We start from the raw sequence: 25046 nt of genomic DNA on the forward strand, positions 1-25046 counted from the left end.
CATGCACGCAAGACCTGAGACGACGCGCTGGGCCGTTCGCCTGCGTCGTGCATCATGAGGCGCCCGAAATAGGCGTGCAGCGGGAGCCATTCGCTCCATGCGAGGTCCAGCATGCTCGATGCCCGCGCGATCCGTGACATCACCCGCCGCGTTCCCCTCGGCGTCGGCCGGCTCGGCGTCTCCCTGGTCCCGAATGGCTACGACGTCGCCGCCTTCGTCATCGTCATCGGGACGCTTGTCGCCCTTACCCACGGCGTGCACGAGATGCACGCACCGCTCGCCGCGCTCGATGCCGACCCGGTTACGCTCGATCTATGGCACCTGCCGGACTACGCCCTGCGCACGACGTTGCGCATGTTTGCCGCCATGGCAGCATCCCTCGTCTTCACCTTCGTGGTCGCAACGCTCGCTGCCAAGAGCCGCAAGGCCGAACTCGTCATCGTCCCGGCCCTCGACATCCTGCAATCCGTGCCGGTGTTGGGCTTCCTGACCTTCACAGTCCTGTTCTTCCTGCACCTGTTCCCGGCCAGCCAGCTAGGTGCCGAATGTGCGGCAATCTTCGCGATCTTCACGAGCCAGGCCTGGAATATGGCTTTCTCGTTCTACCAGTCGCTGCGCAATGTGCCCCGTGACCTAAGTGAGGTCGCGTCCGGCTACGGTTTCTCGCCCTGGCTCAAGTTCCTGCGCCTCGAAGCCCCCTACGCCGTCCCGGGGCTGGTCTGGAACGCGATGATGTCGATGTCTGGCGGATGGTTCTTCGTCGTCGCATCTGAGGCGATCTCGGTCGGCGACAGCCGGATCACGCTGCCCGGTATCGGTGCGTGGCTGTCGTTGGCTATCGAACGGCGGGACATCCCCGCGATTGCCTGGGCGGTGTTCGCCATCGCCCTCGTCATCCTGCTCTACGACCAGCTCGTGTTCCGCCCTGTCGTAGCTTGGGCCGACAAGTTCCGCTTCGAGCAGGTCGCCGCCCAGCGACGTCCACAATCCTGGGTCTACGACCTGCTACGCGGCACGCGTCTGACCAAGGTCGTCGTCTCGCCGCTGCGCTGGCTTGGTGGTCGGATCGCCCTGGTACGGTGGCCCCTCCGGAGGGCAATCGCCCCTGTCGGAGCCGCCCATCGAAGGAAGCCCCATGCCAGCACCCGGCTGATCGACAGTGCCTGGTTCGGGCTGATCCTGATCCTATCGGCCTATGCGGCGTGGCATGTCATCACCTATGTCCGTACGACCCTCGGCCTCGGCGACGTTCTGGAAGCAATCGAGCTTGGAGGTCTGACGCTGCTGCGCGTCATGGTGTTGATCGCGCTGGCCTCGCTGGTCTGGGTGCCGGTCGGCGTCTGGATCGGTCTGCGCCCCGCCGTCGCCGAGCGCATTCAGCCGGTGGCGCAGTTCCTCGCTGCGTTCCCGGCCAATGTCCTGTTCCCGTTCGCGGTCGTGGCCATCGTCGCATTCCGGCTCGACGCGAACATTTGGCTCTCGCCGCTGATGGTACTCGGCACCCAGTGGTACATCTTGTTCAACGTCATCGCCGGGGCGAGCGCGTTCCCGACTGACCTGCGGGAGGTGGCGACGATGTACCGCCTGCGATCCTGGCAATGGTGGCGGCAGGTCATTCTGCCGGGGATCTTCCCCTACTACGTGACCGGCGCACTCACGGCTTCGGGCGGCTCCTGGAACGCCAGCATCGTGGCCGAGGTCGCGAGTTGGGGCGACACCAAGCTGCGGGCGAACGGTCTTGGCGCCTACATCGCCGACGCGAGCGAGGCCGGCAACTTTCCCCGCGTGGTGCTCGGCGTGGCGGTGATGAGCCTGTTTGTAGTGGCCTTTAATCGCCTTCTCTGGCGCCCGCTGTACGCCTACGGAGAGCGTCGTTTCCGCCTGAACTAGGCGGCAAGGCCGCCGTCGTCATAGCCCCACGTCGGAGAGTCTTCCGCATGGATGCCCAGGTCAGCTTGCCACACCCAATCGCGCAGGGGAGCGCCACGCTCGTCTCCGTGAAGGGCGTGAAGCACTTTTACCACAAGGGTGGGGCGCCGGATCTGCTCGTGCTGGACGATGTCCAGGTCGACCTTCAGGCTGGCGAGATCGTGTCGCTCCTCGGTCGGTCGGGGTCGGGGAAATCGACCCTCCTGCGCATCATCGCCGGGCTCATGCCGCCGAGCCGCGGCAGCGTATGGATTAACGACGAACCCGTCTCCGGCCCTGCGCGCCAAGTTGCGATGGTGTTCCAGTCTTTCGCCCTGTTCCCGTGGCTGACGGTCCTCCAGAACGTCGAGGTCGGGTTGGAGGCGCAGGGAGTCCTACCTGGTGAGCGACGCAAGCGGGCGCTCGCCGCCATCGACCTCATCGGTCTCGATGGCTTCGAGAGTGCCTATCCGAAGGAGCTCTCGGGTGGCATGCGCCAGAGGGTCGGGCTCGCCCGGGCTCTCGTGGTGCAGCCTGAGATCCTGCTGATGGACGAGCCGTTCTCGGCGCTCGACGTCCTCACGGCCGAGAACCTGCGCACCGACCTGCTCGATCTCTGGATCGAGGGCCGGATGCCGACCCGCTCGATCCTGATGGTGACGCACAACATCGAGGAGGCGGTGCTGATGAGCGACCGCATCCTCGTGTTCTCCTCCAATCCCGGGCGGGTGGTAGCCGACCTTCGAGTCGAGTTGACCCAACCACGCAATCGTCTCGACCCGACGTTCCGGACCATCGTCGACGACATCTACGCCCGCATGACCGCCCGTCCGGCGCCGAACGCGAGCTTCGGTGCGCCAACAGCCGAGCCGGTCGCCCAGGCCAAGGACGACCTGTTTCCCGGCATGGGCATCGGGATGATCCTGCCACCGGTCTCGACCAACCTGCTCGCCGGCCTGATGGAGGCAGTCAACGGCGAGCCATATCACGGCCAGGCTGACCTGCCGCCACTCGCCAGCGCGCTCGCCCTGGAGATCGACGACCTCTTCCCGATCGCCGAGACGCTGCAGCTCCTGCGCTTTACCGAGCTGGAGGGTGGTGACATCCGCCTGACACCGGACGGGCGTCGCTTCGCCGATGGGGAAGTGGACGAGCGTAAACAGCTGTTTGGGCGGCACCTGATCGCGCACGTTCCGCTCGCGGCTCATGTCCGGCGCGTTCTCGACGACCGCACTTCCCACACCGCGCCGCGCAGCCGCTTCCAGGTCGAATTGGAGGATTACATGTCTGAGGAGTACGCCGATCAGACCCTGAACGCCCTGATCTCCTGGGGCCGCTACGCGGAGGCGTTCGCTTACGACGAGGCCAGCGGAACCTTCAGCCTGGAGAACCCCAGTTGAGCTCCCGGGGTATACGACGCCCCCGAGGCTGGCGTTCTAGGGCCGCTCACGGCTTTTTCTCCTTATCCAAGACTGTCCGACATCGGACCATCGCCGCCTATTGCGCAGGACGCTTAAGTCGGCGGATGGCCTACCTAGGCCTCTCAGCCGGAGAAATTCTGACTCGGTGGGCCGTTCAACTCCTGATCCTTGATCAGGACGGCGAGTCCGCGACGCCTTCTCGCTGGCGGATACCGCGTATGATGAACACGGAGCGATCAACTCGATCTGGTGTAGGAAACGTTCTAGCGATCTCGCGCACTTTGATAAAACTTGCTGCTCTCGGCGCGCTGTCGACAACTCAATTGGTCGGGGAAAGCTTTCTACACGCCTTTTCGGGTTTGCTGATCGCCTCCGCTATTTTGGACGTGATCATCGCCGCTTATCGCGCGCAGAGTATAACGTCACCGATCTTCAACCACTGGGATGAGGCTGCTTTCTTCATCGTTTGTGCAGAGTGTGTGGGTTTCGTCGCTTGAGTGCATGAATGCATTCCACTGACTGAGAAAGTCAACGATGGATCGGTCGCTAAAGGCCGCGCTTGGCAGCTTCGACGTCGGTTTCATATTGATCACTGTCAAGTACGCTGCCCACATGCCATCAGGCCGTATAGTGTTCTACTCAGAGGGTCTCAATAACGTCGTCAACGTCGCCGGGGCAGTAACCGCAGTCATCGATATCCGCTTCGTATCTTTCATAAGACCACGTAATGCGCACGACCCAACGTCGGGATAACGGTCGGTTTGACGACAGTCGCGGCTTATACCGTGGCTGCAGAGCTACGGGGCGGACGTGGCGAACTCGGCGTGCGAACCGCCATCAGCCTGGTTCGCATGGTCTACATGCTGTCGGTCTGGCCTGAACGGTCAGACGCCACCTATGGCGTTGAGCGGCCGACATCGCCGTTCACTGCCTCACCAATCAGGTCTCCTCGACCACCTTGAATGACGCTTGGACAATCTTCATCTCGGTGATGGATATGTCGATGCGGTAAACGTTTTTGAGCCGCAGCCTCACATTCGGCTTGAGCCACATCCGCTCCAGTGCCGAGCAGCGGACGTGCAGCGTGCCGTGAGCGATGACGCGGCTCGGTGATCCTCCCAATAGTAGCTCATACGAGACCTTCGTGGGCTTGGTCCCTGGTGCCAGGACACTTCCCTTGCCCGTCATGATCTTCGGCAATCCACTGCGTGCGGCGATCTGGAGGAAGCGAGACTGAGCTGCCATGGAAGGGTCGATGTCCCCCGAGGAAGAGGCTGAGCTAATCGCCGGATTATAACCGCATCGTGGCGTCCGTCTTTGCCAGATCCTCCCACGATTTTTGCCACAGGCTCCTGTAGGTCGCTGATAAACATAAGTTTTCGTGACTTTGCTGCCACGATGCAGGCGAATTGAACGCCGAAGCTGCTGAGAGGGTGGAATAAGCGGCGAAGGCATATTGAGCTTGAACCCCGATCCCGCATGAGTGCAGCCGGCGTAGCCGACAAGAAGCGGCCCGTGTTTAAGAACCTGGGTTGGGGGGAAACATGCGAGCCCTTCGTGGCAGCCTGATCGCGTCCGTGGCGCTGCTGCCCGGCATCGCGCAGGCGCAGCAGTCCGTCACGCTTGGTGAGATCAGTGTGGTTTCCACCTCACCCGTCGGGGCTGGTGGCGGCAATTCCAGTCCGGCTCTGAACCTCGACACGGCAGCTCAGAGCGCGCTGACCGTGCCGGTCGCGCCCGGCAGCGTGCGTCTGCGCGGATCTGAGCAGCCGCTCAACAAAATCCCGAGTACCGTCGAGACCGTCACGACGCGGCAGATCGAGGTCGACCGCGGCACCGACAACATCGTCGCCACGTTTGCCCGGGAGACACCTGGGGTGAGCCTCAGCGACTCGCAGGGCAATTCAAACCGTCCCGACCTGAACTACCGCGGCTTCACCGCCTCGCCCGTGCAAGGCGTGTCGCAGGGGCTGGCGGTCTACCAGAACGGTGTGCGCATCAACGAGGCTTTCGGCGACGTCGTCAATTTCGACCTGATCCCGCCGCAGGCGGTCCAGCGCATCGACGTGGTCACAGGCAATCCGGTCTTCGGCCTCAACGCCATCGGCGGGGCGATCAACTTCCAGATGAAGAACGGCTTCACCTGGCAGGGCACCGAGATCAGCGCCTGGGGCGGCTCCGACGCCCGCACGGCCGGCTACTTTGAGTATGGCAAGATCTCTGGTCCATGGAGCTTTTACTTCACGGGCGACGGCCTCAACGACCGAGGCTGGCGCTACGAAAACCCGAGCACGATCGGCCGGCTCTATGCCGACCTGGGCTACCGCTCGCAGGACTCGGAATTCCACCTGATCGGGCTGGCCGCGCGCAGCTTCTACGGGGCCGCCGCGGCGACCCCGGTTGACTTCACCCATGTCGACCCGCGGGCGATCTTCACCAACCCACAGACGCAGACAACCCAGGTCAGCTCGATCCAGCTCACCGGCCGGGTCGACATCTCCCCGACCTGGGATCTCGCTGGCAACGCCTACTACCGCCGGTTCAGCGAGCGGTACAACGACGGCAACCAGGGCAACTTCGAGAATTGCAGCAGCCGTGGAAGCTTTCGTGGTTTCCTATGCTACCAGAACGATGCGTTTCTGCAGCAGCCGGGCCAATCCGCCAGGGCCTACAACAATCAATTTCCAATCGTCGGCCTAAATGGTCAAACGATCCCCTTTCGGAACGTTCCCTACGGTACGATTGACACGACCAAGACAGAGTCGGAGGCTTACGGCGGTTCGCTTCAGGCGGCCAACCGCGACAAAATCTTCGGCCTGCCGAATACCTTCGTCGTGGGTGGCAGTGTCGATGCGTCCACCTTTTCGTTCAAATCGTCGAGCACGCTGGGCGTCATCAACCCCGACGTAATTACCCACCCCGGCAATTGCAGGGTTTAGGCGCCCACGGTCTTTAGGATGGTGCCGAAGGGATTGTGGCCTGTGAGGCGTGCGGTATCGACGACGGTTCGGATGGCGGTCTCGCCCTCGGCGGCCCACATCGCGCGGTAGCCGTTGGTCATCTTCCGCTGGATGACCGCCGGGCGCAGCAGCCTCTCCGAGCCGTTGTTGGTCGGCTCGACCGCCCCGGGATGGGCGAGGAAGACGAGGAGCTGAGCGCGGGCTCGGCCGATCTTAGCCTGCAGGTCGCGGGTCAAGTCGCAGCCGCTCGGCGTGGCGAGGATGGCCCCGAGTTGTCGGTCAAGGCTCCGGCGCTTGGCTGCCAGGGTCGAGGTGGCCAAGGTGGTGACGCGCTCGGCCAGGGCGAACACGGAGGCCAGCCAGAGCTGCAGACGCCAGGGCACCGGATCGTCGCTCGCCTCGACGACGTAGGCGACGTCGCGGGCGAGATGGGCGAGGCAGGTCTGGTGTTCGGCCGCATGGCCCTGCTGAGCCGTGTAGCGGTCCGAGATCCACACCGCGGGCCGGTGCCTATCCATCATCTCCCGCACCACGATGGCGCCCCGCGTCGGCGAGGCCGTGTGCACCACGGCATTGGCCGCGTGGAACACCCAATGATAAGCGTTCGAGCCCTCGATCCGCACGCCGGTCTCGTCCGAGGCGACCACCGCGGCCTTGCGCAGGGCGGACACGGCGGCCTCGTGACCCGGATGGAAGCGGCTCTGCGCGCGCTGGAGCAGGTTCATCAGTCCGCCTTGGCTGAGGGTGAGACCAAACAGATCCGACAACGCCGCCTGCAGCCGCTCGTAGGAGAGCGCCTGGAAGGTCTTCAGATAGGTCGCCACCGCATGCAGCCGCGGGCCGAAGGGTGTGCCACGGGCCGCCTCCGGCACCGGTGCGACGACCCGAGCCCCGCAGGTCGAGCACTGCACGGCCAGCCGTCGATGCTGCGTCACGACCGGGGCCACCTCCGGCAGCTCGATCCGCTCAGACACGCTCACGAGTTCGGAAGGAAGATCTCCGTGCAGGGCGCCGCCGCAGCACGCGCAGCGATCAGGACGATGCTCGACGACGGCGTCGGGATCGTCGCTCATCACCCGGCTGTGGCCCTCGTGGCCGGGCTTGGCCCCGCCGGGCTTGGAGTGCTCGCGCCGCTCCTTGCGGTCGGTCGCCGGTGGCTTCGAGGAAGTGCGCGAGGTCTTGTCTGGACGCTGCAGCCGCAGCACCAGCTCGATCAGCTCCTCGCGGCTCAACCGCTCAAGATCGCCGCGCCCCATCCCACGAGGGAATCAGCGAAACCCAACCCGCGCAAGGGCCTGGGTAATTACACCCCGACCTATCGGTCACGGTTGATCCGAATAACCCCTACTACGGCACGATCCCCGGCCTCGGCACGACGGACATCCGTTCGCTCGCAGCGATCGGTGTCGCTCCCAGCTCGGTCAATGGGTCCACACTGTACCTTGGCCTCTACGCCACCGACACGCTCGATCTGACTGATCGTCTGTCACTCACGGCCGGCTTTCGCCTCAACTACGCTCGCATCCAAACGCGCGATCTCACCAATTTCTCACCGGACGTGACGGGCACAAACGATTACTTCACGGTCAACCCAATGGCTGGCCTGACCTACCAGTTCGACCCAACCTTGAACCTGTACGGCAGCTACTCGGAGTCGAACCGCGCGCCGACGCCCCTGGAACTGTCCTGCTCGAACCCGAACCAGCCGTGCCTGCTGCCGAACTCGCTCGTGTCTGACCCGCCGCTGAAACAAGTGACCGGCCAGACCTACGAGGTCGGTTTCCGGGGTGTGATCCCGAACTTCCTTTCGGGTGGCAACCTGACCTACAAGGCCGGCGTCTTCCGCACCGACCTGACCAACGACATCATCCCCATCGCCGTCGCTGGCAACGCAGCGCGCGCCTACTACACCAACGTGCCTTCGACCCGGCGTCAGGGCATCGAGGTCAGCGCTGAGTACGTCGTCACCCCGATCCTGCTCGTCTACGCCAACTACGCGCTGATCGATGCCACCTTCCAGTTCGATCAGACGCTGTCCTCGCGCAATAACCCGCTGGCGAATGACGACGGCTCGATTAACGTCCGCAAGGGTGACAAGATCCCGCTGATCCCCGATCACCAGGTCAAGGCCGGCTTCGAATACAACATCAGCCCGGACTGGCGCTTCGGCCTCAACGTGGCGGCGTTCTCGTCGTCCTACTTCCGCGGCGACCAGTCGAACCTGAACCGCAAGCTGCCGGCCTACTACGTGATGAACCTGACCACGAAGTACCAGGTGACCAAGAACCTGGAGATCTTCGGGCTGATCACCAACCTGACCAACAATCGCTACGCCACGTTCGGCACCTTCGCACAGCCGGGCGCGGTGGCCGGTACTCTATCGATCAACGACCCGCGGACAACGACGTTGGCGCAACCACTCTCAATCTACGCCGGCCTGACGTACAGGTTTGGCCCCGATCCAGTGCCGATGGCGCAGGAGCCGGTCATACGGAAGTACTGACCCTCTTCCCTCAGTGCGACGGAGACTGATGGGGTCGCCCACCATGCGACTCCTTTTTCGTTTGAGGATCGTTCCGAAAGCTCGCGTTATGCGAGCGACTCTCAACGTCGGGAAAACGGTCGTTTTTCCGACGCATCCGGTTGTGCTATCTACCGTTGCGTTCCACCAGGGCAAGCGCAGTGGAACGGCTTCGCTGGAAGTTGGCCGCCCGGGGGCGGCCAATCGCCTATCTCCCTGAGCAGTTGAGGCCGCATTCACCCCCTTAGTAGGATGCTCGCCTCGACATGCAGTGGAATGCACCCTGTTTGACCGGACAGGCAGCGGGGCGGGTTTAGGCAGTCCGGCTGAGGTACTCTCGGGGCGAGAGCATGCGCAGGCCGGAGTGCGGGTGGATGGTGTTGTAGTCCTCGAACCAAGCCGGCAAAAGTCGCATCACGGTCTCGGCGTCGGCCAAGATGGCGAGGCGGGCGTAGTCGCGCTTGAGCGTCTTCACGAACGCCTCCGCGATGCCGTTGCTCTGCGGCGAGCGCACCGGGGTGAACAGCAGTCGTAGGCCGAGCGCGGCGGCCGTCTGCGCTGTCTCCTTGGCGATGTAGGCGGAGCCGTTGTCGGACAGCCACTCGACCGGGTGCGGGGACTGTCAGGAATTCCGTATGCGGGCGGCGGATTGAACATCAGGCCGCCATGGCCCGGGTGAAGCGCTCGCCGAAGATGACGGCGAACTGCGCCTTGGCCATGACCCACTCACGCGGGCCCATCTTCCACGCCTTCTCGGAGCGGTTCAAGACCAGGTAGAGCAGCTTCAGGGCGGCCTCGTCGGTCGGGAAGTGCCCGCGGGCGCGCACGGCCCGGCGGAGCGTGGCGTTCAGGGCCTCGATGGCGTTCGTCGTGTACAGGATCCGCCGGACCTCGCCGGGAAAGGCGTAGAACGGGATCACCTCGCCCCAGGCCCGCCGCCAGCTCTGGGCGATGGCCGGGTACTTCCGGCCCCACTCGCCCGTCTCAAAGGCGGACAGCGCTGCCTCGCCAGCGGCGGCATCAAGGGCTCGATAAATCTCCTTCAGCGCTGCGGCCACGAGCTTGCGATCCTTGTAGGAGACGAAGTCGAGGCTGTGGCGCAGGAGGTGGACGATGCAGGTTTGGACCAGCGCCTCGGGGAACACCGCCCGGATCGCGTCGGGGAAGCCCTTCAAGCCATCGACCACGGCCAGCAGCATGTCCTCGACGCCGCGGTTCTTCAGCTCGTTCATGACCCGCAACCAGAACTTGGCGCCCTCGTTCTGCTCCAGCCACAGGCCGAGGATCTCCTTGGAGCCGTCGGCGCGCACGCCCAGCGCGATATGGACGGCCTTGTTGCGGACCACACCCTCGTCGCGCACCTTGATCCGCAGGGCGTCGAAGAACACGATCGGGTAGACCGGCTCCAGCGGCCGGGCCTGCCAGGCGGCGACCTCCTCCAGGACCGCGTCAGTCACCGCGCTGATCAGATCGGGGGAGACCTCGATGCCGTAGAGCTCGCGCAGGTGCGCGACGATCTCCCGGGTGCTCATGCCGCGCGCGTACATCGACACGATCTTGTCGTCGAAGCCGGGAAAGCGGCGCTGATAGCGGGCGATCAGCTGCGGATCGAACGTCGCCTGCCGGTCGCGCGGGATCGCCAGCTCGATCCGGCCGGTCTCGGTCGTGACCGTCTTGCGGCCATAGCCGTTGCGCGTGTTGCCGGCCTCCTCGCCCGCCAGATGGTGATCCATCTCGGCGTTGAGCGCCCGCTCGGCCAAGGCCTTTTTCAGCGCGTCCAGCAGGCCGTCAGACTCGAACGCCGTCTTCGGATCAGCCCCGGCCAGGAGCTGATCCAGGATTGATCGGCCCCCTTGGGAGTGGTCCGCCCTGAAGTATGGCTTTTGAGCCGACAGAGGACGGAACCGATGGCCCAACGACCCAAGCCCGAGGAGATCGTGAGCAAGCTGCGTCAGGTCGACGTGCTGGTCTCACAAGGACAAAGCGTCGCCGCTTCGATCAGGGCGATCGGCGTGACCGAAGTGACCTACTATCGTTGGCGCAAGGAGTACGGCAGCCTCAAGTCGGATCAAGTGAAGCGGATGAAGGATCTTGAGACGGAGAACCAGCGTCTCAGGAGAGCGATTGCCGATCTGACGTTGGACAAGCTGATCCTTCAGGAGGCGTCCCGGGGAAACTTCTGAGCCCCGCGCGCCGACGCGCCTGTGTCGAGCACATCATGCTGACGATGGACGTCTCCGAGCGCCGCGCCTGCCGGGCGCTCGGTCAGCATCGCTCGACACAGCGCAAGGCGCCGCGGGGCCGCGACGACGAGGAGGCGCTGACGGCTGATCTCATCGCGCTGGCGGAGCGGTACGGTCGCTACGGCTACCGCAAGATCAGCGCGTTGCTGAAGGCGGCGGGTTGGTTCGTCAACGACAAGCGCGTCGAGCGGATCTGGCGGCGCGAGGGCCTGAAGGTCCCGGCCAAGCAGCCCAAGCGAGGGCGGATCTGGGACAACGACGGCTCCTGCATCCGTCTTCGCCCGGAGTACCGCAATTACGTGTGGTCGTACGACTTCGTCGAGGCACGCACACATGACGGACGTAAGATCCGGATGCTCAACGTCGTCGACGAGTTCACACATGAATGCTTGGCGATCCGGGTCGCTCGCAAGCTCAAGGCGGCCGACGTGATCGACATGCTCTCGGACCTTTTTATCCTGCGTGGCGTACCGGGCCATATCCGTTCGGATAACGGGCCGGAGTTCGTCGCGAAGACTGTCCAAACTTGGATCACAGGCGTCGGCAGCAAGACTGCCTACATCACTCCTGGCTCACCTTGGGAAAATGGCTACGTCGAAAGCTTCAACGCGCGGCTTCGCGATGAATTGCTCAACGGCGAGATCTTCTACACACTCAAGGAGGCGCAGATCGTCATCGAAAGCTGGAGACGTCACTACAACACCGTACGCCCGCACGCCTCACTGGGATACAGGCCGCCGGCACCGGAGGTGTTCATGCCAGCCTTCTCCGCTTGGCCGGCTGCGCTCGCCCGACCAGCTCCGCCGGCCAAGCTACCCGTGGTGGAGCGACCTACCGCGCACTAACTTTACGCTTGGACCACTACGTGGGGGCCGATCACCGTGCTGTATAGAATGAGCGATGGCCACCCATCCGCTGCATTGGAATTGCTGCACGACGTTCCGTAAGCCGCCCTTATGCGAATGGCGGGCGGTATCGGGAAAAATGGTCGGTCCGACGACATATGCAGTGACGTCATCGGACTATTCAGGCCTTTCTCGGTGCGCGTGACGTCGGTAAATGCCCCAATAACTGTCTTGACTGATCGCCAGAGGATCGAACTCGCGATACCCGCTTACCTCCTCAACACGTGTGTGTCGCGTCGTGACCGATGCCTTACCTCAAACACTCAGGAACCCTGTGACTGTGACCTATGGCAAGCCGCACACGATTAGGGCCGCCGTCGGCTTACGGAAGGCGGGGCCGCGCAGTCCCATCCGTGCCGAGGTACGGCACGTCGATCCCGGTTAACTGTAGCGGCGCGCAATCGAACTGTGGCGGAGGCGCAATCGAGGGCGTTTTCCGGCGCACGATCGGTGAGACTGGAGACGGTCTCCGACGCACATTCCGTGAGACTGGGCGCACGATCGGTGAGACCGACGCGAGATCATCCGAGCCGACGCACGCTGCGTGAGACGGATCAGGTCGGCAGGCAAGATGAGCCTGTTATCCGACGCGTGTAGGTCCCTTCCTGTTGCCTGACTTGGCCGTGCTGCCGGCAGCCGCCAGGGCGGCGATCAACGCCTCACGTGGGACCGTGACGGTCACGAAGCGGTTCTTCTCGGGATCGCGATCCTCGGTTGCGGTCATCGTGATCTGGATCGTGGTCGCGCTCATGGCGACATCGAGCAGGACGGGATCGTCTTCGAAGTCCACCTCATACCGCCGGCCGCCGGCTTGTCGGAGAATGGCGAACATGGGCGATCTCTTTTCCGGACCAGGCGCCGTTCATCCGGCCCCTGGCCGTAGCGCCTCACGCACCACGACGACAAGGAAAACGGCCGGTTTTCTTGTGAGGCTCGGGTGCCGCTGAACAAAGCTCGGGGAGCGTCAGAAAACTCGTTGCGGAAATGAGCGCGAGATTGCAGGATGGACAGTATCTTTCCTGGCGGCCTCGGGGAGCTCATGCTGATCGGCTACGTCCGGGTCTCGAAGAGCGACGGCAGCCAGACGCTCGCTCCGCAACGCGACGCGCTTCTCGCCGCCGGCGTCGCCGATGAACGCATCTACCAGGATCTCGCCTCCGGCCGGCATGATGCCCGCCCCGGCTTGCTGGCCTGCCTGAAAGCCCTTCAGCCGGGTAACACCCTGGTGTTGTGGAAGCTCGATCGTCTTGGCCGCGACCTTCGGCATCTCGTCACCACGGCCGAGGACCTCCGCCTTCGTGGCGTCGGCCTCAAGGTTCTGGCCGGGGCCGGAGCGCAGATCGACACCACCACCGCCAACGGCCGTCTCGCCTTCGGCATCTTCGCGGCCTTCGCCGAGTTCGAGCGGGCGCTCATCACCGAGCGCACGACGGCGGGGCTCGCCGCGGCCCGGGCCCGTGGGCGCATGGGCGGGCGGCCACGCAAGATGGACCATGCAACGCTGACCATGGCCATGGCCGCCATGGCCGACCCGAAGGCTGTCGCGGCGGACGTCGCCAAACGCCTCGGCGTCACCACCACGACACTCTACGCCTATGTGAACGGCGACGGCACACCCAAGGCGGCCGGGCAGGTGCTGCTGGACGGCGCGGCCACGATCCGCAAGGGTGCGAAGCCGAGCGCACCTTCACCATCCAGCCAGACCGGTCTGGCGTGATGCCGGCCGGGGGCGCCGTGCCGACCGAGGCCCTGGTGACCCTCCGGCAGCGGCTTGCCGCACTCCCCGCCCGTCATCCGGAACGGACCACCCTGATCCGGTCGACCGCCGCGCTTTATGCCGTCAGCCGGGCGACCTTGTACCGCCTGCTGCGTGGCGGACGTCGCCCCCATGCCGCTCACCGCGCCGACCAGGGGCGGCCGAGGTCGATGTCGGCCTCCGAGATCGAACGCTGGTGCGAGATCGTCGCGGCCATGAAGGTCCGCACCACGAACCGCAAGGGCCGCCACCTGTCGACGGTGCGTATCCTCGGCCTGCTTGTCGAGCACGGGGTCGACACGCCCGATGGCTTCATGAAGCTGGCACCAGGCCGCCTGACCGCATCCACCCTCAACCGACACCTGCGGCGTCTCGGCTACGATCATGCCCGCATGGTCCGCGAGCCGCCCGCCGTCCGCTTCCAGGCCGCGCAAGCCAACGCGCTCTGGCACTTCGACATGAGCCCCTCGGATCTCAAGCAGATCGAAGTTCCGCCCTGGCTCGATCATGACCGCTCGGGCGCGCCCATGCTGATGCTGTTCAGCGTCGTCGACGACCGCTCCGGCGTCGCCTACCAGGAATATCGGTGCGTCTACGGCGAGGACGTCGAGAGCGCGCTGCGCTTCCTGTTCAACGCCATGGCCCGCAAGGAGACCGACGAGAACGGGAGCCCGTTCGGCGGCATTCCGGCGGCTCTCTACCTCGACAACGGCCCGGTCGCGAAGTCGGCTGTGTTCGGACGCGTGATGGAGAGCTTGGGTGTCGCGGTGACGACGCACAGGCCGGCCGGGTCGGATGGTCGGCGCACCACGGCACGCTCCAAGGGCAAGGTCGAGCGGCCCTTCCGCACCGTGAAGGAGGCCCACGAGACCCTGTACCACTTCCACCGGCCCGAGACGGAGGCGGAGGCCAATCGGTGGCTGGCGCGCTTCATCGACAGCTACAACCGTGGCGATCATCGCATCGAACCGCACAGCCGTATCGAGGACTGGCTGGCGCACCTGCCCGACGACGGTCTGCGGGAGATGTGCGGCTGGGATCGGTTCTGCGCCTTTGCCCGGGAACCGGAACGACGGGTCGTGGCGCTCGACTGCCGGATGACGATCGCCGGCGTGACCTACGAGATCGATCCCGAGTTCGCCGGCGAGACGGTCGTGGTGTGGTGGGGCCTCTTCGACCAGGAACTCTGGGTGGAATGCGAGGATCGGCGGTCCGGCCCCTTTCTTCCGGTCGGAGGCCCGATCCCGCTGCATCGCTATCGCAAGCACCGCAAATCCAGGCGTGAGGTCAAGGCCGAGCGGGTCGAGGACCTGGCGCGCCGGCTCGCGCTGCCGCGTGCGGCGCTGTCGGGCGAGGCCGACGTCGTCATGGCCGAGGCGCGACCGCCTCTGTCCGTCCCGGTGCGTCCCTTCCGCGATCCCGACCCATTCGGACAGCTGAGCTTCGCCAATCTGCTCGTCGCCCGGCGCGCCATCGCCGAGGCCATCAGGCTGCCCCTCGCCACCCTCCCGGCTGAGGATCGCGCCTTCATCGACGCCTTGCTGGCGCGGACCTTGGCCCGTCCCGAGGTCCTGGCCGCCGTCCGAGAGCGCTTCCCGCCCGGGCAGAGGGGAGGCGTCGGCTGATGCTCACCGAAGTGATGCGCTTCTACGACCTGTTGCGACCGCCGACCGACGTCGGCTTCTTCGAGACAGAGCACCATACCCAGGTCGCCCGCGATATCCGCGCCGCCATCGCGGGTGGTCGCCTGATCGCTGTCACGGCCGTCATCGGCTCGGGCAAGACACTGCTGTCGCGCCGCCTGCGTGCCGACCTCGAGCGAGAAGGCCGGGTGATCGTGTCGCGCTCGCTGTCGGTCGACAAGGCCAAGATCACCGTGCCGCTCCTGCTGGCTGCCTTGTTCTATGACCTGTCGCCGGAAAAGACGGTGACGATCTCCAGCCAGTCGGAACGCCGCGAGCGAGACCTGCAGGAGCTGTTCCGGCGCGCCAGGAAGCCCGTGGCGCTCTTCATCGACGACGCGCACGACCTCCACCCCAAGACGCTGACGGCGCTCAAGCGCCTCATCGAGCTGGTGGCGGAGGGCGGAGGGCAGCTCTCGATCGTGCTGATCGGCCATCCCAAGCTGAAGAACGACCTGCGGCGTCCCAAGATGGAGGAAATCGGCGACCGCACGACGGTGTTCGAGTTCGGAGGGCTGCGTGATCGGCAACGCGACTATATCGACTGGGTGATGAAGGCCTCGCTCCAGGATGGCATCGCGCAGGCCGACGTACTGACCGACGGCGCCGCCACCTTGCTCGCCGCCAAGCTGAAGACGCCGCTCCAGATCGGGCAGCATCTCGTGCGCGCCTTCGAAGCCGCCTTCGAGATCGGGGCCAAGCCGGTCGATGCCGACATGATCGATGCTGTGCTATCGCGCCAGCTCGACGAGTTGGAGCCCCGGCTGACGCGGAACGGCTACGACCTTCGCAGTCTGGCCGAGCAGTTCGACGCCAAGCCCGGCGAGGTCCGACGGCTCCTCCGCGGCGAACTCGAAGCGGCCCGGGCCGCCGAACTCCTGGACGAGATGCGGGCCGCCGGCCTGCCGACCTGATCCGTCTCACGCAGCGTGCGTCGGCTCGGATGATCTCGCGTCGGTCTCACCGATCGTGCGCCCAGTCTCACGGAATGTGCGTCGGAGACCGTCTCCAGTCTCACCGATCGTGCGCCGGAAAACGCCCTCGATTGCGCCTCCGCCACAGTTCGATTGCGCGCCGCTACAGTTAACCGTGACGCCGGAAGCGTTCCTCACCGAAGTGGTCAAATCTAACGTGGCCGCTGCGTTGACCGACCCCAACGACATACGGGCAATCGTCAACGCGATCCTGACCCTCGACGCGCTGGTCGGGATGATCCACGCCCACGGCAAGGCTGCCGACAAGGCAGGCATCGCCGAGTACAAGAGGGATGACGACTACTGCGAGGCGCTAGCCGCGACCTCGCCGAGTTACCGAGTCCTGCGGGATGCCGCCGCCTCCCTCAAGCATGGCGAACTCTCCCACCCGCGGCGCAAGTCGCTCGCCCGACTCCTGCGCAGTCCCGATGCCCTCGGATCGAAGCCGACCTCGTTCGGCACCTACAACTTTGGGCGTCCGTTCGGCGGCCATAGCATCGTCATCGAGTATGACCCCGGCCCAGGCTACGCCCTGGCAAGCCATATCATTGCCGAGACCTATCAGATGCTGGAAGGCATCGCTGCGGGCGAACCTGCAGGTCCGAGTTAGATGACGCCAACCCAAACCCATCAGATGGCACCAACTGACCATTGACACATGGCGTCTAGTGACTTTACGTGACGCCAGCTGAGTGGGCGATGGCCCGGAGGGCGCCATGAAACGGATCATTGATGGTAAGACATACAACACTGAGACCGCGACTAAAGTCGCGGACGCGCCATGGGATGAGGATTGGCCAGAGGTATTCACAACCCTATATCAAACTCGGCACGGCGCCTTCTTCACTCACTACGGTGGGGAAACCCCGCAGGGCGACGCTTACGAGAATATAAAGCCTCTTGAGCCGCAGGATGCCAAGACTTGGCTTGAGAACAACAACTTCGTCGATGAGGTGGAAAAGCTGTTTGGCGAACAGCCTGAAGCTGGCGAGCAAGATAGTCGCATAACCGTCCGCATTCCGGACAGCTTGAAGACGCGCATCGAAGGCCTCGCGGCTGCCAACAAGCAATCCCTCAACGCTTGGATCATGCGCTGCCTCGAAACCTGCGCCAACGCACAGTCGCAGAGCCGCTGAGGCGAGCCATGGCGATCACCTTCACGCCTCGCCGCGGCGGGATCCTGATGTGCGACTTCGGACCGGACCCCGCCGACCCGCTTACCTTCCCTCTCTCAGCGCCGCCAGTCGGGGTGGCCCCCGAAATGTGGAAGATCCGACAGGTCGTCGTCGTCTCGCCCGCTCCGCTCAATCATAGGCATGGGACAGGTCCCGGGGTCTGCCTCGTCGTGCCCTTCAGCGCGACGCCGCCGCGATCCGAGGACCCGTGGGACGTGCCGTTCGAGGCCCGGGCCTACCCCAGCCTCCCGAAAGCGTCCTGGGCGAAGTGCGCTTCGGTCACGCTCGTCTCACACGCCCGGCTTGATCGTGTGATCGCCGGACGGGGGTACCGCGGGGACTTCGTGAGCGGGGCCGACATGACCCGCATCGAGGCCGGGTTGCGGGCTGCGTTCGGACTCTGATCAGCCGCAGCGCCATGTTGAACGTTACGCCATGTAACGCTACATTGAGCTGGTCCCCGAAAGGGGCTTTGGGAGCCGGCATTCGCCCAGCGGGTAGAGTTCGCCGGCTTCATGAGAAGGCCCCGCTGGAGCGATCCGGTGGGGCCTTTCTCGTTCAGGGACCCGCCGACCATCCTGGCCATCGGCGCGGCATCCTCGGGCGCCGCATGGTGGAAAGTGTCGGGGCAAGTCGCTGATCGCGCTCTGCTACCAAGGTGCTTCAGTACCTCCGCACCGTAGGATCATAGCATCGTGGTGCGGTGGTACTGTGGTGCGAAAGCATTATGGTTTCACTTCGCCTTGGCGAGCCACTCCTCCGCAGCCTGGATCAGGATAGCGTTGATGCTAGTCTCGTCTTTGAAGGCGATCTCCCGCAGGGTGCGGTGTAGAGTCTTCGGCAGGCGGATGTTCAGCGCGACCACCTCCGCTTTGGCCGACGTCTCGGGTCTGTCGTCAGCCGTCGGCAGGTCGCTGCCCGTCGCGGCAGCAAAACCCGCCGCCACCGCGCTGATAGGCGCCACCGCTGCCATCCGCGCCCCAAGGCCAGATCCCATCTTTTTCGCACTCACGCCGTCGCCCTTTCGATCGCGTCCGCTACCGCCTTCACCTCGCTGTCGGCCAGCGAGCCGGGCGCGAAGGCACCCACCGTATCGCCGGTGTTGAACGCCCGCACGAAGGCCGACCGGTACGCCAGCGCTGGGCCCACGGGTTCGCCGAGCTTGCCGAGTTCGTCCACGATCTCGCGCCCCTCCGATGTCCGACGATCAACCCGGTTCGGGATGATCAACGCGGCGGGCTTGCCGGCGCGGTGCGCACGGGCCTGTCTGACCACGGCTAACACCTCGCCCATCGCCATCATGTCGAGGCCGGACGGGCCACACGGCAGAAGGGCTAAGTCGGCCAGGCCGAGGGCGGCGCCGAGCGCGGCGTCCAAGTGAGGCGGGCAGTCGAGGATCAGGATCTCGGCCGCCAGCTTCCTCACCTGCCCCACCCAAGGCTTGAGGTTTTCCACCGTGACCGGCAAGTGCTTGACCGGGAGCCGGAGGTTGCCTGGAGCCGCCCATTGAGCGGCCGAGCCCTGCGGATCCGCGTCGACCAAGTGGATACGGCGCCCTCTGGCGGCGAGCTCGCCGGCGAGGTGGACCGATAGGGTCGTCTTGCCGATCCCGCCCTTACGACCCACGACAGCGATTACCTGCACCATAACACCATGATACCTCCGCACGACGATGCCGGCGCACCGCTGCACCTCGGCGCTCTCACACCTTGGCGTTAACGCACCGTTGCACAATGGTCTTTCCGCACTAAAGCATCACGGTACCATAGCACGATGATGCCTTCGCACCATTGCACCTCGGTGTCATGGTATCGCCTCACCGAGATCGCGTGCTTACCAGTTCCACCGCCGCAACACGTTGTCGTGCGGGTTGCCCCTCACTGGATCAAGGCGGGGCGATGGGGCAGCCCTACAGTCCAGGATGGGTTTCAGCCAACCATCGTTCCAACTCGAAAGTGACCAGCTTCCGGATCGGTAGACCGAGACCATGCCAGATCCCCCGCTCAAGCTGCGCGAAGGTGGCCTGCCAGTCCTCGAAGTTGCCCAGGGAGTAAGGGCCTATGCGGGTTGCGCCTTCTGTTACCGGGACCTCATCCGCGAATGCGTGTCCGATCGGCATGGCGTTGGCGAGACCGTAGACAAGGAACTCGCACTCGATGGCGAGTTCAACCTCGGGCCTCCTAGCCAACCGACGCAGCCGCTCACCAAGGGCAATCACTTGCAGAGCGACCGGCGGGAAGAGTTCCGGCGGGAAGACGCGCTCGACGCCGTGGAACTTGTCGAGCGCCACGAACCCGTATGCGTCAACGATGCCATGATCGCCGATGAACCACCTCCCGAACTGCCGACTGGTGCTATCGAAGTTTTCGACACCGCCGAGCCTGGGCCGCCAACTATCGACGAACCCGCCCTCCCCGAACGCGGTGGGGCCGGCAGGCCGAGGGCGGATGAAGGCAGCCTTACGGCTGAGATCATCCGCGCGCAGGTGAAGATCTTCCGTGGCAACGAGCGTGCAGCGGAACCAGACGGCTTCGCGGCCGACGAATGGTTGGCTTTGGTGTACCGTGATCGAACCCGGCCCCCTCCTCACCATCTCGGCCAGGACGCGTTGCCGCTCGTCGAGCAAGGCCGAGACCCGTTCCCCACGCGTACGGGTCTCGAATAGGACGCTCTGCAGGTCGCGCATCGTCATGGGCTCCGAGCGCGATCCGCGCCGCATGTAGGCGAGAGGCGGTCGGCCATGACCGTGCGGTGCCCGGGTCGATGAGCCGGTGCGGATGATGAGGACACCTTCCCCATCACCGCCAGGCTGCTCTATGCCACGCACTTCGAATACGGCGAGCGGCGGGTCGATGAGGTTGTCGAGCGCTTGCTGCATCTGCTCGGCACAAGCGGCAATTCGGGGGATCAGCACCGGATCCGGTCCACGAGCGCGTTTCGGGTGATCGTCGGTTTCGTCGATCCCGACGACAACGGCACCGCCGTAGGCATTGGCCAGCGCAACGATTTCCTTCGCCAACCCGTCGCGAGCCGGGTTGGAGAACCTCTTCGCACCCTTCATCCATGGATCGCCGTCGCGGTCGTTGGCGGGCAGGCTACGCTTGAGTTCGAGGCGTAGCCCCTCCTCGGCCTCCTCGCGGATCAGGGCCTCAATGTCCGCAAACGTGAGATCGGCGATTGGCGCCTCAAGGATCCTGCGTAACGTCACCTACCAACCCCCTAGCAATGTCGCGCTCGGCAAGGTGCCGTCATAGATCCCTGCACTCAATGTGTTGCCGTCGGTGGGTCCATCCTGCGCCAAGGTAGTAATCAAGACCACGTCTGACTGTCCGGGATGCGGGGCTGCGGCCGCGGTGCCCAGCCTGCGGACGAAAGGGGCCGGAGACCGAGCCAATGTGGCCGAGGTGATAGCCGCAAGCTTCTCGCGTCAGTTTGAGTACGAGGGCGCTGAGGATCATGGGCCGGATCCGAGCAAGGAGCGGCACGCTGGTCGGCTATGGCTAGCGACCCGTGAACCTCAGCCCATTTGCATTTGCGACAGACTCGCTCCGGCCACAGTGGCCTAATCGTAGCGTTCAGCGAGCCGAACCAAGCCTCAGCGTTGACTTAACTGTGCGCGCCAGCCGACATGCGCTGTCCGGCACCGCGTCGCTTCGCGCGAGTCGCCGGGCTCATCAGGAGATCACGCCGCCGCAAGTCGACCCCTGAAAGGCCAACGGCCCCCCAGTCGCCAAACTGGAGGGCCGTCAAAATCGTGGTGGCCTGTGAGGACCGGCGTTGATGCCCCTCACAAGCCATGAGACGCCCCCAGGCGTCAAGCGAAAGCGCCAACTTTCGCAACGGTGAGGCTTTGCCTGTGGACCGGACGCCCTAACCGACGGCCGGAACGACCTGTCGTGGCCCGACAAGGGCCCAAGAGGGATGTTTGCAGACAGGATCCGCCGCGCCATCGAGGCGGCGAGCCGAATCACACTGCCGCAGGTGACGGCCCAACTCTGGCGCGCGTTCGGGGACGGGCAGATCACCGAGGTCGAGGCCGAGTGCCTCTCTGCCTTGATCGAGGCGCGTACGCTGAACGGAAAGGTAGCCTGCATCGGGCAGTCGCCGAGCCCGGCAGAGCCGCAGCCGGCTAGGGATGTAGATACCCCCCAAGCTCTTCCAGGAAGCGCAAGGCGGTCGGTAGGTTCGCGCCCGCGCTCGGATGCCTCGATGGAACGTCGCCGCCGCTGGGCAGCCTCCGGGCGACTGCCGCCGGGGCTGGCAGCGCGGTTCACCCTGGCCGAGCAGGCGGTGCTGGCGCTGATAGCGGCCGAGACTGCCCGCCGAGGTGATTGCCGGCTGGCAGTCGGCCACGCGGCTGCGATCGTCGGGGTGGCCGAGACCACCGTGCGCAACGCCATCCGCGAGGCCAGGAAGCTCGGGCTGGTCACCGTCGAGGAACGGCGCATCACCGGCTTTCGCAACGACACCAACATCGTCCGCATTGTCGCGCCCGAGTGGACCGCCTGGCTGCGTCTGGCTCGCAGGATCCATTCCGCCTTAGTTCCTGCGCGTCCCGGTATGGCCAAGGCGGGAGGGTGCAATTCCCCGAACCGCACGCCTACTGAAGTTATAGTCCTGTCAGAATCGAGGAAAACGGAACCCTTAAAAAGCTGCCGAGAGGCAGCGGGCGACCTCAACCGAGCGGCGCCTCCGAGAATCCGAGCGGGTGGTAGAACGGCCAGAGCCATGCGCTGAGGGTCTGAGCCCGGACGGTCTGACGAACGCGTTTGAGGCCGCGAGTTCACGCGCGTAGACGCGCCCGCTCGGATTCGAGACGTAGGAACCGGATGGGCGATGATGCGCCCGCGCTGCTCCTCGCTCCCGCCACCGAGACCGCTGGGCTGCGTGGATAACGCGCCACCGGTCAGGACTTGTTGCTGAAGACTGCCAGCGATGCCGGGGCGGCTGCACGCCCACATCGAGGTCCTCCAAGCCGAACATGACGCATGGCAGCCCTATGTCGAGCGGCGTACTCGCCACCGCCCCTGATCCGCCCGAACGGCCTCGGTCAACGAGAGATCGACCGGGGTCGTGCCGTCAAACCAGTTTTATTTGTTTCGTACGATCTATCTACCAATGGGCATTAATCGGTGAAGGCGTATTGTTTCGTACGATATGGCCGAGCTGCTGACCGACCCGACCACCCGGACCTATTCCGGGCTGACCGACGCCTACGCGTTCTTCAATGCCCGGCTGTTCACCGGCCGGCTGCCTGCGTGCCTGATCACCATGCAGCGCAAATCCAAGACCTACGGCTACTTCGCCGGACGCCGCTTCACTACGCGCGATGGCGTCGAGATCACCGACGAGATCGCGCTCAACCCCAGCTACTTTGCCGAGCGCTCGACCGAGGCGACGCTGGCCACCCTGGTCCACGAGATGGTCCACCTGGAGCAGCAGCACTTCGGCACGCCGTCCCGACCCGGTTACCACAACCGGGAATGGGCGCGGATGATGCGCGCGGTCGGGCTGATCCCGACCGCGACGGGCGAGCCGGGCGGCAAGCAGACCGGGCAGCAGATGGATCACTGCATCGAGCCGGGCGGCCGGTTCGCACGCGCCTGCACGGAACTCGTCGCAGAGCTGGGCTTCAGCGTGCCCTACGTCGAGCTGTGGGATGAGGCCGAGCGCGAGGCTCGGGAGCGGAAGGCGGCGAGCAAGACCCGGTACACGTGCCCGGGCTGTGGAATGAACGCCTGGGCCAAACCCGGCGCTCGGCTCGCCTGCGACGCCTGCCACCGATCGATGGAGATACAGCGGCAGTGACGGGCAAACACATCATTTTTGTTTCGTACGATCTATCGACGACGCGCCGCTGAGGAAATCGGATTGAGGGACGTTCCGAGGCCTGTGATGACGAGGTCTGTGAGGTGATAGGATCGCAGGACAAACCCCAGGATGCTCAGAACCGCCCGCGTACGGACGCCTCGATGGAGCGGAGACGCCCCTGGGCTGCCACGGGCCGGGTGCCGCCCACCGCAACTGCCGAGTTCACGACGGCGGAGGCCGCGGTCCTGGCCAGGACCGCTTTTGTACAGAGTTCGACACGAGAAGGTATCAGCCATGTGGTTCGTGACGATGACCGCCCCAGACCAGATCACGGTGCGCCGGGATCTCTCGAACGACGCCTTGCTGAGCGCCGTCGAGGATACCGCCACCGACCACGCCATGATCGACGCCGACCTCGCGCTCGTCACCGGTGACGAGAGCCTGCTCCGGCCAGGTCGTCCTTTCCTTGAGGTCGCTTCACTCATCCCGGGGCGTCCGCCGGAGTTGGTGCGCGCTCCGGCTGCCCTGGTGCATCTCGGGTCGGACCTGGCGCTACGGGATCTGGCTGAGCGACCCGGAGGGGTCGCCGCGGTGGAAGCGCACCTCGCCACAGGCCTGCGCTGGTGGTGGCCGGTGCTCATCGACGGAGTCGTGCACCTGCGCGACGCGACCGGTTGCGTAGTCAAGCAACACCCGGCGCTCGCTTACGCGGTCTTCACGGAGGACGATTTCGAGGACGACTTCGCCAACAGAGTTCCTCCCCTGTAGGAGCCTCCGCCCGTCTTCGATCCGCTCGTGGCCTCAGGGTGTCGCGCGTTCATCAGGCGTCTGCTCAGAGGCGATTGTCCGGGAGTCGTCGCGAGCGCCACGCCCGCGTTCAATCCAACAGCCAGGCCACCGGCCGCCACGCGAACACCCGGCGCAGCAGGCGACGGGTGACAAGGGCCGCCAGCCCAGCTCCGAGCATGAGCCAAGCTGGGCCCCAGGCGATGAGCCCGTCGCGCAAGCTCAGGTAGATTACCGCGGGAATACCGCCGATCGGCGCGACCGTGCCCTCGGTCCAGAGCGGGAGTTCGCAGTACCGCCGGTTCGACACGGCATCCAGCTTGAGCTGCGACGGGGTGCAGGACTGGCTCATCTGGCTGCGCAGGTCGGGGTTGGCCGCGACCAGGGCGAGCCACGCCGAGCCGTCGGGGCGCTGGGTCAGGCCCGCCCACTTGGCATCCAGGCCGAGCGTGTCCCTGCGCCCGAGCCAGTAGCCCGCGCCGCCGCACAGGATGCCGCTGGCCAGGACGATCGCGGCCGCCCAGAGGCCGACCTTGCGTGCACGGGAGCGCTCCAGCTCGGTGAAGTGACCAGCCGCGGCCTCCGCCACCGCCGCGCCGGTCCGCTCGGCGAGCGCGGCGTGGGCGGCCTCGACCCGGGCGGTGGCGGCCTGCGCCACCGGACCGACCGCCCGGGCCGCGGCCCGCTCGACCCGCTCGGGCACCGCGTTGATCGCCTCCGGGATGGTTTTGGCGGCCTGCTCCAGCAATCCGCCGACCGCGAGATACACGACGGTGGGATCGTCGGGCGTCAGGCCGATGTCCATCATCCGCCGCCAGGCCAGATCCCGGGTCGCCGGATCGAGGCCCAGGGCTTGGGCGGCCCGGTCGAAGTTGAGCTTGGCGTCGGGGTGCATCGCGGCCTA

The 25046-nt window shown here is 65.2% G+C and carries 21 protein-coding genes and 3 pseudogenes; 15 read left to right on the forward strand and 9 right to left on the reverse strand.

Going from position 1 to position 25046, the window contains the following annotated elements; all coding sequences use genetic code 11:
* Positions 1 to 111 precede the first annotated feature (111 nt).
* The 3 genes from ABC766_RS31790 to ABC766_RS31800 all read left to right on the forward strand — a co-directional run bounded on the left by ABC766_RS31790 (position 112) and on the right by ABC766_RS31800 (position 3826).
* On the forward strand, positions 112 to 1890 hold the full coding sequence (locus tag ABC766_RS31790; protein ID WP_161392807.1) for an ABC transporter permease: 1779 nt from the start codon (positions 112 to 114) through the stop codon (positions 1888 to 1890).
* A 47-nt stretch (positions 1891 to 1937) separates the two neighbouring features.
* Positions 1938 to 3308: an AAA-associated domain-containing protein gene (locus tag ABC766_RS31795; RefSeq protein ID WP_161392806.1), complete on the forward strand. Its 1371-nt coding sequence runs from the start codon at positions 1938 to 1940 to the stop codon at positions 3306 to 3308.
* Positions 3309 to 3547: 239 nt separating this feature from the next.
* The gene (locus ABC766_RS31800) at positions 3548 to 3826 is read left to right on the forward strand and encodes a hypothetical protein (protein WP_161392805.1); all 279 of its coding nucleotides are present in this window, start codon (positions 3548 to 3550) and stop codon (positions 3824 to 3826) included.
* A 442-nt stretch (positions 3827 to 4268) separates the two neighbouring features.
* On the opposite strand, the gene ABC766_RS31805 is transcribed toward ABC766_RS31800, so the two are convergent.
* A complete protein-coding gene (locus ABC766_RS31805; protein ID WP_161392804.1) occupies positions 4269 to 4574 on the reverse strand; it encodes a hypothetical protein in 306 nt (101 codons plus the stop codon).
* A 299-nt stretch (positions 4575 to 4873) separates the two neighbouring features.
* Between ABC766_RS31805 and ABC766_RS31810 the strand changes: the two are divergent.
* Positions 4874 to 6256 (forward strand): annotated as a pseudogene (locus ABC766_RS31810) (TonB-dependent receptor plug domain-containing protein); the annotation flags it as partial.
* Positions 6257 to 6264: 8 nt separating this feature from the next.
* On the opposite strand, the gene tnpC reads toward ABC766_RS31810, so the two are convergent.
* Positions 6265 to 7545 (reverse strand): IS66 family transposase, encoded by a 1281-nt coding sequence (gene tnpC / locus ABC766_RS31815; protein ID WP_161392803.1) that lies wholly within the window; start codon positions 7543 to 7545, stop codon positions 6265 to 6267.
* 47 nt (positions 7546 to 7592) lie between these two features.
* Here tnpC and ABC766_RS31820 point away from each other — a divergent pair.
* Positions 7593 to 8792: pseudogene (locus ABC766_RS31820) on the forward strand (TonB-dependent receptor domain-containing protein); the annotation flags it as partial.
* 331 nt (positions 8793 to 9123) lie between these two features.
* On the opposite strand, the pseudogene ABC766_RS31825 reads toward ABC766_RS31820, so the two are convergent.
* Positions 9124 to 9432: pseudogene (locus tag ABC766_RS31825) on the reverse strand (integrase core domain-containing protein); the annotation flags it as partial.
* A 34-nt stretch (positions 9433 to 9466) separates the two neighbouring features.
* Positions 9467 to 10705: an IS256 family transposase gene (locus tag ABC766_RS31830; protein ID WP_345822888.1), complete on the reverse strand. Its 1239-nt coding sequence runs from the start codon at positions 10703 to 10705 to the stop codon at positions 9467 to 9469.
* A gap of 12 nt (positions 10706 to 10717) precedes the next feature.
* On the opposite strand from ABC766_RS31830, the gene ABC766_RS31835 reads away from it, so the two are divergent.
* Positions 10718 to 11898 (forward strand): IS3 family transposase gene (locus tag ABC766_RS31835; protein ID WP_345822885.1). Its coding sequence is split into 2 segments (ribosomal slippage): positions 10718 to 10979 and positions 10979 to 11898, totalling 1182 coding nucleotides; the frame shifts between segments, so codons are not numbered across the junction.
* 640 nt (positions 11899 to 12538) lie between these two features.
* Here ABC766_RS31835 and ABC766_RS31840 read toward each other — a convergent pair.
* Positions 12539 to 12790 carry a hypothetical protein gene (locus tag ABC766_RS31840; protein WP_053609012.1) on the reverse strand — a complete coding sequence of 84 codons (252 nt, stop codon included), beginning with the start codon at positions 12788 to 12790 and terminating at the stop codon, positions 12539 to 12541.
* Between the two features lie 207 nt (positions 12791 to 12997).
* Between ABC766_RS31840 and ABC766_RS31845 the strand changes: the two genes are divergently transcribed.
* The 6 genes from ABC766_RS31845 (at position 12998) to ABC766_RS31870 (ending at position 17949) form a co-directional block, all read left to right on the forward strand.
* Positions 12998 to 13675, forward strand: a complete 678-nt coding sequence (locus ABC766_RS31845) for a recombinase family protein (RefSeq protein ID WP_053609013.1) — start codon at positions 12998 to 13000, stop codon at positions 13673 to 13675.
* Positions 13676 to 13692: 17 nt separating this feature from the next.
* Positions 13693 to 15339, forward strand: coding sequence for a DDE-type integrase/transposase/recombinase (locus tag ABC766_RS31850; protein ID WP_164891434.1), 1647 nt, complete (start codon positions 13693 to 13695; stop codon positions 15337 to 15339).
* Positions 15339 to 16310 carry an ExeA family protein gene (locus tag ABC766_RS31855; protein ID WP_127993251.1) on the forward strand — a complete coding sequence of 324 codons (972 nt, stop codon included), beginning with the start codon at positions 15339 to 15341 and terminating at the stop codon, positions 16308 to 16310. The genes ABC766_RS31850 and ABC766_RS31855 overlap by 1 nt, the downstream gene beginning before the upstream one ends.
* A gap of 175 nt (positions 16311 to 16485) precedes the next feature.
* On the forward strand, positions 16486 to 16980 hold the full coding sequence (locus tag ABC766_RS31860; protein ID WP_345822886.1) for a hypothetical protein: 495 nt from the start codon (positions 16486 to 16488) through the stop codon (positions 16978 to 16980).
* A 106-nt stretch (positions 16981 to 17086) separates the two neighbouring features.
* On the forward strand, positions 17087 to 17506 hold the full coding sequence (locus tag ABC766_RS31865; protein ID WP_345822887.1) for a toxin-antitoxin system HicB family antitoxin: 420 nt from the start codon (positions 17087 to 17089) through the stop codon (positions 17504 to 17506).
* Between the two features lie 8 nt (positions 17507 to 17514).
* Positions 17515 to 17949 carry a type II toxin-antitoxin system PemK/MazF family toxin gene (locus ABC766_RS31870; RefSeq protein WP_238250354.1) on the forward strand — a complete coding sequence of 145 codons (435 nt, stop codon included), beginning with the start codon at positions 17515 to 17517 and terminating at the stop codon, positions 17947 to 17949.
* Between the two features lie 329 nt (positions 17950 to 18278).
* Here the strand turns inward: ABC766_RS31870 and ABC766_RS31875 are convergent, their stop codons facing one another.
* From ABC766_RS31875 to ABC766_RS31885, 3 genes are all read right to left on the reverse strand, one after another.
* Positions 18279 to 18509 carry a hypothetical protein gene (locus ABC766_RS31875; RefSeq protein WP_345822877.1) on the reverse strand — a complete coding sequence of 77 codons (231 nt, stop codon included), beginning with the start codon at positions 18507 to 18509 and terminating at the stop codon, positions 18279 to 18281.
* Positions 18510 to 18553: 44 nt separating this feature from the next.
* Positions 18554 to 19192: a ParA family protein gene (locus tag ABC766_RS31880; protein WP_053611245.1), complete on the reverse strand. Its 639-nt coding sequence runs from the start codon at positions 19190 to 19192 to the stop codon at positions 18554 to 18556.
* Between the two features lie 262 nt (positions 19193 to 19454).
* Positions 19455 to 20753 (reverse strand): AlbA family DNA-binding domain-containing protein, encoded by a 1299-nt coding sequence (locus tag ABC766_RS31885; protein ID WP_053611246.1) that lies wholly within the window; start codon positions 20751 to 20753, stop codon positions 19455 to 19457.
* Between the two features lie 713 nt (positions 20754 to 21466).
* Between ABC766_RS31885 and ABC766_RS31890 the strand changes: the two genes are divergently transcribed.
* The 3 genes from ABC766_RS31890 to ABC766_RS31905 all read left to right on the forward strand — a co-directional run bounded on the left by ABC766_RS31890 (position 21467) and on the right by ABC766_RS31905 (position 24124).
* Positions 21467 to 22282, forward strand: a complete 816-nt coding sequence (locus ABC766_RS31890; RefSeq protein WP_078947368.1) for a helix-turn-helix domain-containing protein — start codon at positions 21467 to 21469, stop codon at positions 22280 to 22282.
* A 420-nt stretch (positions 22283 to 22702) separates the two neighbouring features.
* A complete protein-coding gene (locus tag ABC766_RS31895) occupies positions 22703 to 23353 on the forward strand; it encodes a SprT-like domain-containing protein (protein WP_053611247.1) in 651 nt (216 codons plus the stop codon).
* A 297-nt stretch (positions 23354 to 23650) separates the two neighbouring features.
* Positions 23651 to 24124, forward strand: a complete 474-nt coding sequence (locus tag ABC766_RS31905; protein ID WP_053611248.1) for a hypothetical protein — start codon at positions 23651 to 23653, stop codon at positions 24122 to 24124.
* Positions 24125 to 24233: 109 nt separating this feature from the next.
* Here the strand turns inward: ABC766_RS31905 and ABC766_RS31910 are convergent, their stop codons facing one another.
* Complete coding sequence (locus ABC766_RS31910; RefSeq protein WP_053611249.1) at positions 24234 to 25037, reverse strand: hypothetical protein; 804 nt, start codon at positions 25035 to 25037, stop codon at positions 24234 to 24236.
* Positions 25038 to 25046 lie beyond the last annotated feature (9 nt).

The organism is Methylobacterium fujisawaense (assembly GCF_039619325.1).
Taxonomy (GTDB): domain Bacteria; phylum Pseudomonadota; class Alphaproteobacteria; order Rhizobiales; family Beijerinckiaceae; genus Methylobacterium; species Methylobacterium fujisawaense.